The sequence below is a fragment of the Arthrobacter sp. TmtSoilC51 genome (assembly GCF_055388015.1).
Map to the genome: position 1 here is coordinate 108,935 of NZ_AP035877.1, position 14,560 is coordinate 123,494.

Sequence of the window (14,560 nt, forward strand, 5' to 3'; positions counted from 1 at the left end):
TCACATCCTGAGGTGTTTGGCCGGTCCGACGGCGGTGCTTGGGTGCCGTTTCAAGGCGCACCTTACGTCGGATCTTCTGTGTGTGACGGGCTTCACGGAAAACCGTCCTGCTGGAATTGAGGTGTTTCAGGGCTGTTTCCCCAGTGTTTGCAGGGGTTTTGGGTGGTGGTGGGGTGGATTTGTTCGGACGGTGCGGCACGTGTAAAGTTATCTGAGTCGCCGCCGCTGATGCGGAAATGATGGTGACGAATTCCCCTTCAAATTACCGGTTTTCGGTGGTGCTTTCTGCGCCTCTGACCTGGTTGGGGAGGCCTGAGGGCGGCTTGCTTTATGCGACCGGTTCGGGTAAGTTTGAAAAGTTGCTCCGGAGCGATCCAGTGGCCCGTTTGGGTTGGTGGTGGTGCCGGTAGTGTCTGTTGTTTGAGAACTCAATAGTGTGCCAAGTTTGTTGATGCCGATTGTTTTATTGATTGGTTGAAATTATGGCCGGATTGCTGCGCACCCCCGTGTGTGGTGGTCTGGTTTTCAGCTGGTTTCGAATTTTGTGCAGCCATGGTCCGTCGTTATTTCCGGTGGGTGTGGTTGTGTCTGTTTGATTTTTTTGTTTTCAACGGAGAGTTTGATCCTGGCTCAGGATGAACGCTGGCGGCGTGCTTAACACATGCAAGTCGAACGATGATCTCCAGCTTGCTGGGGGGATTAGTGGCGAACGGGTGAGTAACACGTGAGTAACCTGCCCTTGACTCTGGGATAAGCCTGGGAAACTGGGTCTAATACCGGATATGACTCCTCATCGCATGGTGGGGGGTGGAAAGCTTTTGTGGTTTTGGATGGACTCGCGGCCTATCAGCTTGTTGGTGGGGTAATGGCCTACCAAGGCGACGACGGGTAGCCGGCCTGAGAGGGTGACCGGCCACACTGGGACTGAGACACGGCCCAGACTCCTACGGGAGGCAGCAGTGGGGAATATTGCACAATGGGCGAAAGCCTGATGCAGCGACGCCGCGTGAGGGATGACGGCCTTCGGGTTGTAAACCTCTTTCAGTAGGGAAGAAGCGAAAGTGACGGTACCTGCAGAAGAAGCGCCGGCTAACTACGTGCCAGCAGCCGCGGTAATACGTAGGGCGCAAGCGTTATCCGGAATTATTGGGCGTAAAGAGCTCGTAGGCGGTTTGTCGCGTCTGCTGTGAAAGACCGGGGCTCAACTCCGGTTCTGCAGTGGGTACGGGCAGACTAGAGTGCAGTAGGGGAGACTGGAATTCCTGGTGTAGCGGTGAAATGCGCAGATATCAGGAGGAACACCGATGGCGAAGGCAGGTCTCTGGGCTGTAACTGACGCTGAGGAGCGAAAGCATGGGGAGCGAACAGGATTAGATACCCTGGTAGTCCATGCCGTAAACGTTGGGCACTAGGTGTGGGGGACATTCCACGTTTTCCGCGCCGTAGCTAACGCATTAAGTGCCCCGCCTGGGGAGTACGGCCGCAAGGCTAAAACTCAAAGGAATTGACGGGGGCCCGCACAAGCGGCGGAGCATGCGGATTAATTCGATGCAACGCGAAGAACCTTACCAAGGCTTGACATGAACCGGAAAGACCTGGAAACAGGTGCCCCGCTTGCGGTCGGTTTACAGGTGGTGCATGGTTGTCGTCAGCTCGTGTCGTGAGATGTTGGGTTAAGTCCCGCAACGAGCGCAACCCTCGTTCTATGTTGCCAGCGGTTCGGCCGGGGACTCATAGGAGACTGCCGGGGTCAACTCGGAGGAAGGTGGGGACGACGTCAAATCATCATGCCCCTTATGTCTTGGGCTTCACGCATGCTACAATGGCCGGTACAAAGGGTTGCGATACTGTGAGGTGGAGCTAATCCCAAAAAGCCGGTCTCAGTTCGGATTGGGGTCTGCAACTCGACCCCATGAAGTCGGAGTCGCTAGTAATCGCAGATCAGCAACGCTGCGGTGAATACGTTCCCGGGCCTTGTACACACCGCCCGTCAAGTCACGAAAGTTGGTAACACCCGAAGCCGGTGGCCTAACCCTTGTGGGGGGAGCCGTCGAAGGTGGGACCGGCGATTGGGACTAAGTCGTAACAAGGTAGCCGTACCGGAAGGTGCGGCTGGATCACCTCCTTTCTAAGGAGCTGCTAACAACTGCTGGTGTCCGTGTATGCGGGTGCGTGGTGGTTGTCAGTGTTGCCCATTGCGCAGGCGTCTGTTCTGCGGTGGGTGCTCATGGGTGGAATATCAACGAATCAAAGTTTTTTGGCATGGCCTTTACCGGTTGTGTCCTGGTGCCAGTACGGCAACGCCTTTTTCTGCTTTTGTGGTGGTGGGGTGTTGTCAGGAACGTGCCGGGGCGTGGATTGTGTGGGTTGTGTTTGGCGCACTGTTGGGTCCTGAGGCAACAGGACCTTTTGCAGCAATGCAGGGGGGCACAGTTCTGGTGTTTCTTCTTGTTCCTGCTTCCGGTATTGCCGGTCACTGTTATCAGCCCCGTGTTGTGGGTTGTGGTGTCCGGGGGTCTGGTTGATGGGGTTGTTGTTTGAGAACTACATAGTGGACGCGAGCATCTAGGACACACACACGTGTGTGTGTGTGTTCTTACAGCAATTTCTTATGAATGAACCTTGGGCCCAAGTGGCGCATGGTTCTCTCGAGTAAGTTTATTGATCTTGTGTGGTCAAGTTTTTAAGGGCACACGGTGGATGCCTTGGCATTAGGAGCCGAAGAAGGACGTAGGAATCTGCGATAAGCCTGGGGGAGTTGATAACCGAGCGTTGATCCCAGGATGTCCGAATGGGGAAACCCCGCACAACGCTGCAAGGTGATTGTGTGACCCGCATCTGAACACATAGGGTGCGTGGGGGGAACGCGGGGAAGTGAAACATCTCAGTACCCGCAGGAAGAGAAAACAAGAGTGATTCCGTTAGTAGTGGCGAGCGAACGCGGATCAGGCTAAACCGTTTCCATGTGTGATAGCCGGCGGGCGTTGCATGGGCGGGGTTGTGGGACTTTCCGTACTGGTTCTGCCGGACTGGTGGGGTGTGTAGTGCAGGCATAGGTGAACGGTCTTGAAAGGCCGGCCAGAGAGGGTGTGAGCCCCGTAACCGTAATGTTGTGTACCGCCTGGAGAGGATCCCAAGTAGCACGGGGCCCGAGAAATCCCGTGCGAATCTGTCAGGACCACCTGATAAGCCTAAATACTTCCTAATGACCGATAGCGGACCAGTACCGTGAGGGAAAGGTGAAAAGTACCCCGGGAGGGGAGTGAAACAGTACCTGAAACCGTGTGCTTACAATCCGTCGGAGCCAGTCTGATTCTGGTGACGGCGTGCCTTTTGAAGAATGAGCCTGCGAGTTAGTGTTACGTCGCGAGGTTAACCCGTGTGGGGTAGCCGTAGCGAAAGCGAGTCTGAACAGGGCGAGTGTAGTGGCGTGATCTAGACCCGAAGCGGAGTGATCTACCCATGGCCAGGTTGAAGCGACGGTAAGACGTCGTGGAGGACCGAACCCACTTCAGTTGAAAATGGAGGGGATGAGCTGTGGGTAGGGGTGAAAGGCCAATCAAACTCCGTGATAGCTGGTTCTCCCCGAAATGCATTTAGGTGCAGCGTTGCGTGTTTCTTGCCGGAGGTAGAGCTACTGGATGGCCGATGGGCCCTACAAGGTTACTGACGTCAGCCAAACTCCGAATGCCGGTAAGTGAGAGCGCAGCAGTGAGACTGTGGGGGATAAGCTTCATAGTCGAGAGGGAAACAGCCCAGACCACCAACTAAGGCCCCTAAGCGTGTGCTAAGTGGGAAAGGATGTGGAGTTGCGAAGACAACCAGGAGGTTGGCTTAGAAGCAGCCATCCTTGAAAGAGTGCGTAATAGCTCACTGGTCAAGTGATTCCGCGCCGACAATGTAGCGGGGCTCAAGTACACCGCCGAAGTTGTGGATTTCACACATTGCCCTAGCCTTCGTGGTTCAGGGGTGTGGAGTGGTAGGGGAGCGTCGTGTGGGCAGTGAAGTCGCGGTGGAAACCAGCGGTGGAGCCTACACGAGTGAGAATGCAGGCATGAGTAGCGAAAGACGGGTGAGAAACCCGTCCGCCGAATGATCAAGGGTTCCAGGGTCAAGCTAATCTGCCCTGGGTAAGTCGGGACCTAAGGCGAGGCCGACAGGCGTAGTCGATGGACAACGGGTTGATATTCCCGTACCGGCGAAAAACCGCCCATGCCAAGCGGGGGATACTAACCGCCCGGAGCCTGCCCTATCACCCTTGTGGTGTGTGGGTTTTGGCCGAGCGCGGGACCTGATCCCGGGAGGTAAGCGTATTAACAGGTGTGACGCAGGAAGGTAGCCGGGCCGGGCGATGGTTGCCCCGGTCCAAGGATGTAGGGTCAGGGATAGGCAAATCCGTTCCTGTGTGTTTCGAGCACGATCCTGAGATCTGATGGGACTCCCGTAAGGGGGGATCCGGTGATCCTATGCTGCCAAGAAAAGCATCGACGCGAGGTTTTAGCCGCCCGTACCCCAAACCGACACAGGTGATCAGGTAGAGAATACCAAGGCGATCGAGAGAATTATGGTTAAGGAACTCGGCAAAATGCCCCCGTAACTTCGGGAGAAGGGGGGCCTGCCCCGTGATACAGACTTGCTCTGTGGAGCGGGTGTGGGCCGCAGAGACCAGGGGGAAGCGACTGTTTACTAAAAACACAGGTCCGTGCGAAGTCGCAAGACGATGTATACGGACTGACTCCTGCCCGGTGCTGGAAGGTTAAGAGGACCGGTTAGCCACCTTGTGTGGCGAAGCTGAGAATTTAAGCCCCAGTAAACGGCGGTGGTAACTATAACCATCCTAAGGTAGCGAAATTCCTTGTCGGGTAAGTTCCGACCTGCACGAATGGAGTAACGACTTCCCCGCTGTCTCAACCATAAACTCGGCGAAATTGCAGTACGAGTAAAGATGCTCGTTACGCGCAGCAGGACGGAAAGACCCCGAGACCTTTACTATAGTTTGGTATTGGTGTTCGGAGTGGCTTGTGTAGGATAGGTGGGAGACGTTGAAACCCGGACGCCAGTTCGGGTGGAGTCATCGTTGAAATACCACTCTGGTCACTTTGGACATCTAACTTCGGCCCGTGATCCGGGTCAGGGACAGTGCCTGATGGGTAGTTTAACTGGGGCGGTTGCCTCCTAAAAAGTAACGGAGGCGCCCAAAGGTTCCCTCAGCCTGGTTGGCAATCAGGTGTCGAGTGTAAGTGCACAAGGGAGCTTGACTGTGAGAGAGACATCTCAAGCAGGGACGAAAGTCGGGACTAGTGATCCGGCGGTACATTGTGGAATGGCCGTCGCTCAACGGATAAAAGGTACCTCGGGGATAACAGGCTGATCTTGCCCAAGAGTCCATATCGACGGCATGGTTTGGCACCTCGATGTCGGCTCGTCGCATCCTGGGGCTGGAGTAGGTCCCAAGGGTTGGGCTGTTCGCCCATTAAAGCGGTACGCGAGCTGGGTTTAGAACGTCGTGAGACAGTTCGGTCCCTATCCGCTGCGCGCGCAGGAAATTTGAGAAGGGCTGTCCTTAGTACGAGAGGACCGGGACGGACGAACCTCTGGTGTGTCAGTTGTACTGCCAAGTGCACCGCTGATTAGCTACGTTCGGATGGGATAACCGCTGAAAGCATCTAAGCGGGAAGCTCGCTTCAAGATGAGATTTCCATACACAATTTGTGTGAGAGGCCCCCAGCCAGACCACTGGGTTGATAGGCCGGATGTGGAAGCGAGGACCAAAGACTCGTGAAGCTGACCGGTACTAATAGGCCAACAACTTACACCACACACAAACACTGCACGCGTCCACTATGTGGTTCCCGAACAACAACACCGTTGCTCACAGGAACAAACACAACTAAATAACAACACCACAATGTTGTAACCACAAAACTTCCCACCCCCACCGGACCACAACCGGCCAAGCGGGGGGACGGGTAACAAGGTTACGGCGGTCATAGCGTGGGGGAAACGCCCGGTCCCATTCCGAACCCGGAAGCTAAGACCCACAGCGCCGATGGTACTGCACCCGGGAGGGTGTGGGAGAGTAGGACACCGCCGGACACACATTAGGTAGAGACCCCCCAACCCACACCAGGTCGGGGGGTCTCCCACATTTAACCAGGCAAGCCGCGTCAGCCTATCTGTGAACCCAATAAAGGGCCGCCACCATCGTGGAGGCCCTTTTGTCGTTAACTTCCCTTGTAGTCCGGCGCGCGCTGGCCAGTACCCAAATGATCGACCACCCACACCTGGCCCACCGCTAGCTCCCGAGGTTCACGACCCCATAACAGGGCGGGCACGCAGATGCCGCGGCGCCGAATCCACATCGCTTCTGGCTGAACCCGCAACACGGACGTGCCCAGGCAACGGGGGCGCCGTCGATAGATAGGCGTGTCCTGTCGGGGTCCCGATTCGAAGTGTGTGCACGTCGTGAGGCACGTTCCCGCGTAGGGTCCCGGATCTGGGAATCGTTCTTACGTTCCAGCCACTTTTTTCTTTGGTTTGGTTGCAGGCTTCGCAGAGCCCGGCGCCGTTTTCCAGGCTGGTGGGTCCGCCGTCGTGCCAGGGAATGACGTGGTCGATGTGGCGGATGGGTGCGTCGCAGTAGGGGGTGCGGCAGGTGTCGTCGCGGGTTTCGATGAAGCGGCGCATCCTGGGTGGGAAGAGTCGTGCTTTGGAGTCCATGGCCAGCAGTTCGCCGCTGGCGGGGGAGGTGTAGAGCCGGCGGAGAAACACCTTGAAGTCATGCCCTGTGCCTGGGTCAGTGGGGCTGCGCCTCGCGGGTCCGGGCTCCGTGGGGCCAGACCCAGTGTGCGCGGGTTCCGTAGGACGGTCCTCACCGCGCTCGGCTTCAGCGGGTCCGCCAGCGAGTAACGTTCTTGCCCATTCTGCGGGGACGATTCCGTAGCCTTGGAGCCGTGCGGGTTCGGCATCGCCTTGGAAAAGCGTGCGGTCCGTCATCACCAGTTGGACGTCAACGCCGGTGATGCCGCCGGGTGTGCCGGTGAGGCGTTCGACGAGGGTGTCGGCCATGAGCTGGCCGCGGGTGCGGGTGTCACCGCCGGATCGGGCCGAATCAGCCGCCCGGGTGAGCGCGGTGTAGGCTGCGACGCCTTGGGCGACGGGCAGCAGGGCGGTGAGGATGGTCATGGTGTCCGGCGCCGGGCGAAGGCTGACGTGCCGTTCGGTTGCGGCGCGGGCCGCGCGCTGGGTGATGGAGCGGGGATCCCGGCGGTAGGCGGCGGCTTTCGCGGCGGCGATGATCGCCCGATCTCCGGCGCCGTCGAAGGTTCCGGTATCGGGGGCGAGCTCCTCATCCACCACGCAGCGGTCTTCGGCGGACAGGCAGGCTGTTTCCTTCACGAGCAGGGTGGCCCGCCATTCGTTGAGCTGCCCGGTTTCCAGGGCGGCCATGGTGCGGGGCATCTCCGTGACGAGGGCTTTCGCCAATCCGAGGAGACGCGATCCGCGGTTGGGCGATTCGCGCCGGGCCAACGCGAGCTGCGCAGCCACACCCTGGCCCTGCTCCGATACGGGCACCCCGGCGGCCGCTTGTTCATGGCGGTGGGCCAGGTCAAACGCCACCGACGCTTTCGCCTGCAAGGCTGCGATGGCGGATTTCGCGTTTTCCAGGCCTCTTATCTGGTCGATTAGACCGGCGCTGTCCGCGCTGACGCGAAAAGAGCCCAACACGGCGAGCAACGCCCCAACCTCCGAGCCACCAGGCACAAGAACAAGCGCGCCCGAAACCTCAGTAGCCTCATCCCGCTCCAGAACGCCGTCCATGGAAAACACTCTTCCAGCCTGCACAGCCCCACAGCAGGCCTAAGTCCATCTATGTGGATAAAGCTGGAAAGTGCGGAATGCCATGAAGAACAGCGCGTTAGGTGCCGGTGGCTCTGACGAAGTCAGGCGTTCGATGTCTTCGAAGCCTTCGCGGCTGCTTTGGCCGCTTGCTTGCTGGCCCGGACCTTCACTAGGGAGTCAGGATCGACGATGTCGGCCACAGAGAGGTATGCGCCTTCTTCGCCATAGTGGCCGGCTGCTTCCCGCCAACCGTTGGCTTGAAGGCCGCATTGCTTGCCAAGGAGGGCCAGGAAGATCTTTGCCTTCTGCTCTCCGAAGCCAGGCAAGGCCTTGAGCCGACGCAGTACCTCAGAGCCGTCGGGATTGCCGCTGGTCCAGATTGCCGCGGCGTCTCCATTCCAATCCCGGTGTACCGTTTCGGCGAGGGCTTGGACTCTGCCGGCCATGGAGCCTGGGAATCGGTGGACGGCGGGGCGTTCTTTGAAAACTTCCACGAAGCCCTCGGGATCGTAGCCTGCGATCGTGCCGGGATCCAGTGATCCAAGCCGCGCACGGATTTTCTCAGGACCGGCAAATGCGGACTCCATGGTTACCTGTTGGTCGAGCAACATGCCGGTCAGCAAGGCGAAAGCATCGTCACTCAACAGCTGATCGGCGGCGGCATCTCCTGTGATGTGAAGTTCCATGCTTTCCATCCTCCCACCAGTGCGCACGGCCGTCATCGGAGGCAGCTTCGTGGCCACACTACTGGGGTGAAAGAAGTGGTCGACGACGGCCGGCTGGCGGGGTTTGGGGGGTGTGTTTGATGGTTGTTGGGGTGGATTTGCGTTGGGGTTGTGGGGCGTGTATTGTTTTCTGAGTCGCCGGGTGCGAAACGGAAAGCCGGAAGGTGTGTACGGTTCGGTAGGCGGCCAAAAATAACTCTTCTTTTCCAATGGCCTTGTTGGGTGCGCTGCTTTTGTGGTGCGCTGTGCGGGGTGATGTTTTGGAGGGTCTGTTGTTTGAGAACTCAATAGTGTGCCAAGTTTGTTGATGCCGATTGTTTTATTGATTGGTTGAAATTATGGCCGGATTGCTGCGCACCCCCGTGTGTAGTGGTCTGGTTTTCAGCTGGTTTCGAATTTTGTGCAGCCATGGTCCGTCGTTATTTCCGGTGGGTGTGGTTGTGTCTGTTTGATTTTTTTGTTTTCAACGGAGAGTTTGATCCTGGCTCAGGATGAACGCTGGCGGCGTGCTTAACACATGCAAGTCGAACGATGATCTCCAGCTTGCTGGGGGGATTAGTGGCGAACGGGTGAGTAACACGTGAGTAACCTGCCCTTGACTCTGGGATAAGCCTGGGAAACTGGGTCTAATACCGGATATGACTCCTCATCGCATGGTGGGGGGTGGAAAGCTTTTGTGGTTTTGGATGGACTCGCGGCCTATCAGCTTGTTGGTGGGGTAATGGCCTACCAAGGCGACGACGGGTAGCCGGCCTGAGAGGGTGACCGGCCACACTGGGACTGAGACACGGCCCAGACTCCTACGGGAGGCAGCAGTGGGGAATATTGCACAATGGGCGAAAGCCTGATGCAGCGACGCCGCGTGAGGGATGACGGCCTTCGGGTTGTAAACCTCTTTCAGTAGGGAAGAAGCGAAAGTGACGGTACCTGCAGAAGAAGCGCCGGCTAACTACGTGCCAGCAGCCGCGGTAATACGTAGGGCGCAAGCGTTATCCGGAATTATTGGGCGTAAAGAGCTCGTAGGCGGTTTGTCGCGTCTGCTGTGAAAGACCGGGGCTCAACTCCGGTTCTGCAGTGGGTACGGGCAGACTAGAGTGCAGTAGGGGAGACTGGAATTCCTGGTGTAGCGGTGAAATGCGCAGATATCAGGAGGAACACCGATGGCGAAGGCAGGTCTCTGGGCTGTAACTGACGCTGAGGAGCGAAAGCATGGGGAGCGAACAGGATTAGATACCCTGGTAGTCCATGCCGTAAACGTTGGGCACTAGGTGTGGGGGACATTCCACGTTTTCCGCGCCGTAGCTAACGCATTAAGTGCCCCGCCTGGGGAGTACGGCCGCAAGGCTAAAACTCAAAGGAATTGACGGGGGCCCGCACAAGCGGCGGAGCATGCGGATTAATTCGATGCAACGCGAAGAACCTTACCAAGGCTTGACATGAACCGGAAAGACCTGGAAACAGGTGCCCCGCTTGCGGCCGGTTTACAGGTGGTGCATGGTTGTCGTCAGCTCGTGTCGTGAGATGTTGGGTTAAGTCCCGCAACGAGCGCAACCCTCGTTCTATGTTGCCAGCGGTTCGGCCGGGGACTCATAGGAGACTGCCGGGGTCAACTCGGAGGAAGGTGGGGACGACGTCAAATCATCATGCCCCTTATGTCTTGGGCTTCACGCATGCTACAATGGCCGGTACAAAGGGTTGCGATACTGTGAGGTGGAGCTAATCCCAAAAAGCCGGTCTCAGTTCGGATTGGGGTCTGCAACTCGACCCCATGAAGTCGGAGTCGCTAGTAATCGCAGATCAGCAACGCTGCGGTGAATACGTTCCCGGGCCTTGTACACACCGCCCGTCAAGTCACGAAAGTTGGTAACACCCGAAGCCGGTGGCCTAACCCTTGTGGGGGGAGCCGTCGAAGGTGGGACCGGCGATTGGGACTAAGTCGTAACAAGGTAGCCGTACCGGAAGGTGCGGCTGGATCACCTCCTTTCTAAGGAGCTGCTAACAACTGCTGGTGTCCGTGTATGCGGGTGCGTGGTGGTTGTCAGTGTTGCCCATTGCGCAGGCGTCTGTTCTGCGGTGGGTGCTCATGGGTGGAATATCAACGAATCAAAGTTTTTTGGCATGGCCTTTACCGGTTGTGTCCTGGTGCCAGTACGGCAACGCCTTTTTCTGCTTTTGTGGTGGTGGGGTGTTGTCAGGAACGTGCCGGGGCGTGGATTGTGTGGGTTGTGTTTGGCGCACTGTTGGGTCCTGAGGCAACAGGACCTTTTGCAGCAATGCAGGGGGGCACAGTTCTGGTGTTTCTTCTTGTTCCTGCTTCCGGTATTGCCGGTCACTGTTATCAGCCCCGTGTTGTGGGTTGTGGTGTCCGGGGGTCTGGTTGATGGGGTTGTTGTTTGAGAACTACATAGTGGACGCGAGCATCTAGAACACACACACACACGTGTGTGTGTTCTTACAGCAATTTCTTATGAATGAACCTTGGGCCCAAGTGGCGCATGGTTCTCTCGAGTAAGTTTATTGATCTTGTGTGGTCAAGTTTTTAAGGGCACACGGTGGATGCCTTGGCATTAGGAGCCGAAGAAGGACGTAGGAATCTGCGATAAGCCTGGGGGAGTTGATAACCGAGCGTTGATCCCAGGATGTCCGAATGGGGAAACCCCGCACAACGCTGCAAGGTGATTGTGTGACCCGCATCTGAACACATAGGGTGCGTGGGGGGAACGCGGGGAAGTGAAACATCTCAGTACCCGCAGGAAGAGAAAACAAGAGTGATTCCGTTAGTAGTGGCGAGCGAACGCGGATCAGGCTAAACCGTTTCCATGTGTGATAGCCGGCGGGCGTTGCATGGGCGGGGTTGTGGGACTTTCCGTACTGGTTCTGCCGGACTGGTGGGGTGTGTAGTGCAGGCATAGGTGAACGGTCTTGAAAGGCCGGCCAGAGAGGGTGTGAGCCCCGTAACCGTAATGTTGTGTACCGCCTGGAGAGGATCCCAAGTAGCACGGGGCCCGAGAAATCCCGTGCGAATCTGTCAGGACCACCTGATAAGCCTAAATACTTCCTAATGACCGATAGCGGACCAGTACCGTGAGGGAAAGGTGAAAAGTACCCCGGGAGGGGAGTGAAACAGTACCTGAAACCGTGTGCTTACAATCCGTCGGAGCCAGTCTGATTCTGGTGACGGCGTGCCTTTTGAAGAATGAGCCTGCGAGTTAGTGTTACGTCGCGAGGTTAACCCGTGTGGGGTAGCCGTAGCGAAAGCGAGTCTGAACAGGGCGAGTGTAGTGGCGTGATCTAGACCCGAAGCGGAGTGATCTACCCATGGCCAGGTTGAAGCGACGGTAAGACGTCGTGGAGGACCGAACCCACTTCAGTTGAAAATGGAGGGGATGAGCTGTGGGTAGGGGTGAAAGGCCAATCAAACTCCGTGATAGCTGGTTCTCCCCGAAATGCATTTAGGTGCAGCGTTGCGTGTTTCTTGCCGGAGGTAGAGCTACTGGATGGCCGATGGGCCCTACAAGGTTACTGACGTCAGCCAAACTCCGAATGCCGGTAAGTGAGAGCGCAGCAGTGAGACTGTGGGGGATAAGCTTCATAGTCGAGAGGGAAACAGCCCAGACCACCAACTAAGGCCCCTAAGCGTGTGCTAAGTGGGAAAGGATGTGGAGTTGCGAAGACAACCAGGAGGTTGGCTTAGAAGCAGCCATCCTTGAAAGAGTGCGTAATAGCTCACTGGTCAAGTGATTCCGCGCCGACAATGTAGCGGGGCTCAAGTACACCGCCGAAGTTGTGGATTTCACACATTGCCCTAGCCTTCGTGGTTCAGGGGTGTGGAGTGGTAGGGGAGCGTCGTGTGGGCAGTGAAGTCGCGGTGGAAACCAGCGGTGGAGCCTACACGAGTGAGAATGCAGGCATGAGTAGCGAAAGACGGGTGAGAAACCCGTCCGCCGAATGATCAAGGGTTCCAGGGTCAAGCTAATCTGCCCTGGGTAAGTCGGGACCTAAGGCGAGGCCGACAGGCGTAGTCGATGGACAACGGGTTGATATTCCCGTACCGGCGAAAAACCGCCCATGCCAAGCGGGGGATACTAACCGCCCGGAGCCTGCCCTATCACCCTTGTGGTGTGTGGGTTTTGGCCGAGCGCGGGACCTGATCCCGGGAGGTAAGCGTATTAACAGGTGTGACGCAGGAAGGTAGCCGGGCCGGGCGATGGTTGCCCCGGTCCAAGGATGTAGGGTCAGGGATAGGCAAATCCGTTCCTGTGTGTTTCGAGCACGATCCTGAGATCTGATGGGACTCCCGTAAGGGGGGATCCGGTGATCCTATGCTGCCAAGAAAAGCATCGACGCGAGGTTTTAGCCGCCCGTACCCCAAACCGACACAGGTGATCAGGTAGAGAATACCAAGGCGATCGAGAGAATTATGGTTAAGGAACTCGGCAAAATGCCCCCGTAACTTCGGGAGAAGGGGGGCCTGCCCCGTGATACAGACTTGCTCTGTGGAGCGGGTGTGGGCCGCAGAGACCAGGGGGAAGCGACTGTTTACTAAAAACACAGGTCCGTGCGAAGTCGCAAGACGATGTATACGGACTGACTCCTGCCCGGTGCTGGAAGGTTAAGAGGACCGGTTAGCCACCTTGTGTGGCGAAGCTGAGAATTTAAGCCCCAGTAAACGGCGGTGGTAACTATAACCATCCTAAGGTAGCGAAATTCCTTGTCGGGTAAGTTCCGACCTGCACGAATGGAGTAACGACTTCCCCGCTGTCTCAACCATAAACTCGGCGAAATTGCAGTACGAGTAAAGATGCTCGTTACGCGCAGCAGGACGGAAAGACCCCGAGACCTTTACTATAGTTTGGTATTGGTGTTCGGAGTGGCTTGTGTAGGATAGGTGGGAGACGTTGAAACCCGGACGCCAGTTCGGGTGGAGTCATCGTTGAAATACCACTCTGGTCACTTTGGACATCTAACTTCGGCCCGTGATCCGGGTCAGGGACAGTGCCTGATGGGTAGTTTAACTGGGGCGGTTGCCTCCTAAAAAGTAACGGAGGCGCCCAAAGGTTCCCTCAGCCTGGTTGGCAATCAGGTGTCGAGTGTAAGTGCACAAGGGAGCTTGACTGTGAGAGAGACATCTCAAGCAGGGACGAAAGTCGGGACTAGTGATCCGGCGGTACATTGTGGAATGGCCGTCGCTCAACGGATAAAAGGTACCTCGGGGATAACAGGCTGATCTTGCCCAAGAGTCCATATCGACGGCATGGTTTGGCACCTCGATGTCGGCTCGTCGCATCCTGGGGCTGGAGTAGGTCCCAAGGGTTGGGCTGTTCGCCCATTAAAGCGGTACGCGAGCTGGGTTTAGAACGTCGTGAGACAGTTCGGTCCCTATCCGCTGCGCGCGCAGGAAATTTGAGAAGGGCTGTCCTTAGTACGAGAGGACCGGGACGGACGAACCTCTGGTGTGTCAGTTGTACTGCCAAGTGCACCGCTGATTAGCTACGTTCGGATGGGATAACCGCTGAAAGCATCTAAGCGGGAAGCTCGCTTCAAGATGAGATTTCCATACACAATTTGTGTGAGAGGCCCCCAGCCAGACCACTGGGTTGATAGGCCGGATGTGGAAGCGAGGACCAAAGACTCGTGAAGCTGACCGGTACTAATAGGCCAACAACTTACACCACACACAAACACTGCACGCGTCCACTATGTGGTTCCCGAACAACAACACCGTTGCTCACAGGAACAAACACAACTAAATAACAACACCACAATGTTGTAACCACAAAACTTCCCACCCCCAACCGGAACCAACCGGCAAAAAAGGCGGGGGACGGGTAACAAGGTTACGGCGGTCATAGCGTGGGGGAAACGCCCGGTCCCATTCCGAACCCGGAAGCTAAGACCCACAGCGCCGATGGTACTGCACCCGGGAGGGTGTGGGAGAGTAGGACACCGCCGGACACACATTAGGTAGAGACCCCCCAACCCACACCAGGTCG

Annotated in this window: 2 protein-coding genes and 6 rRNA genes; 6 read left to right on the forward strand and 2 right to left on the reverse strand. The window is 57.1% G+C overall.

Annotation, left to right across the window (positions count from 1 at the left end; translation table 11 throughout):
- Positions 1 to 607 precede the first annotated feature (607 nt).
- The 3 genes from ACZ5G6_RS00560 to rrf (ACZ5G6_RS00570) all read left to right on the forward strand — a co-directional run bounded on the left by ACZ5G6_RS00560 (position 608) and on the right by rrf (ACZ5G6_RS00570) (position 6,096).
- Positions 608 to 2,128, forward strand: a 16S ribosomal RNA gene (locus tag ACZ5G6_RS00560).
- A 545-nt stretch (positions 2,129 to 2,673) separates the two neighbouring features.
- A 23S ribosomal RNA gene (locus ACZ5G6_RS00565) occupies positions 2,674 to 5,819 on the forward strand.
- A 160-nt stretch (positions 5,820 to 5,979) separates the two neighbouring features.
- A 5S ribosomal RNA gene (rrf, locus tag ACZ5G6_RS00570) occupies positions 5,980 to 6,096 on the forward strand.
- Together the 16S, 23S and 5S rRNA genes form the textbook arrangement of a ribosomal RNA operon.
- Positions 6,097 to 6,309: 213 nt before the next feature.
- Here rrf (ACZ5G6_RS00570) and ACZ5G6_RS00575 read toward each other — a convergent pair.
- Positions 6,310 to 7,821: an HNH endonuclease gene (locus tag ACZ5G6_RS00575; RefSeq protein WP_498688672.1), complete on the reverse strand. Its 1,512-nt coding sequence runs from the start codon at positions 7,819 to 7,821 to the stop codon at positions 6,310 to 6,312.
- Between the two features lie 122 nt (positions 7,822 to 7,943).
- On the reverse strand, positions 7,944 to 8,537 hold the full coding sequence (locus tag ACZ5G6_RS00580) for an HhH-GPD-type base excision DNA repair protein (RefSeq protein ID WP_498688674.1): 594 nt from the start codon (positions 8,535 to 8,537) through the stop codon (positions 7,944 to 7,946).
- A gap of 493 nt (positions 8,538 to 9,030) precedes the next feature.
- Between ACZ5G6_RS00580 and ACZ5G6_RS00585 the strand changes: the two genes are divergently transcribed.
- From ACZ5G6_RS00585 to rrf (ACZ5G6_RS00595), 3 genes are all read left to right on the forward strand, one after another.
- A 16S ribosomal RNA gene (locus ACZ5G6_RS00585) occupies positions 9,031 to 10,551 on the forward strand.
- Positions 10,552 to 11,096: 545 nt separating this feature from the next.
- Positions 11,097 to 14,242 (forward strand): 23S ribosomal RNA (locus ACZ5G6_RS00590).
- Positions 14,243 to 14,405: 163 nt separating this feature from the next.
- Positions 14,406 to 14,522, forward strand: a 5S ribosomal RNA gene (rrf, locus tag ACZ5G6_RS00595).
- The last annotated feature ends 38 nt before the right edge of the window (positions 14,523 to 14,560 follow it).

Bases quoted from the DNA above. Each gene is read 5' to 3' on its own strand.
- ACZ5G6_RS00575 (WP_498688672.1), bottom strand. From the start codon at position 7,821: ATGGACGGCGTTCTGGAGCGGGATGAGGCTACTGAGGTTTCGGGCGCG.
- ACZ5G6_RS00580 (WP_498688674.1), bottom strand. From the start codon at position 8,537: ATGGAAAGCATGGAACTTCACATCACAGGAGATGCCGCCGCCGATCAG.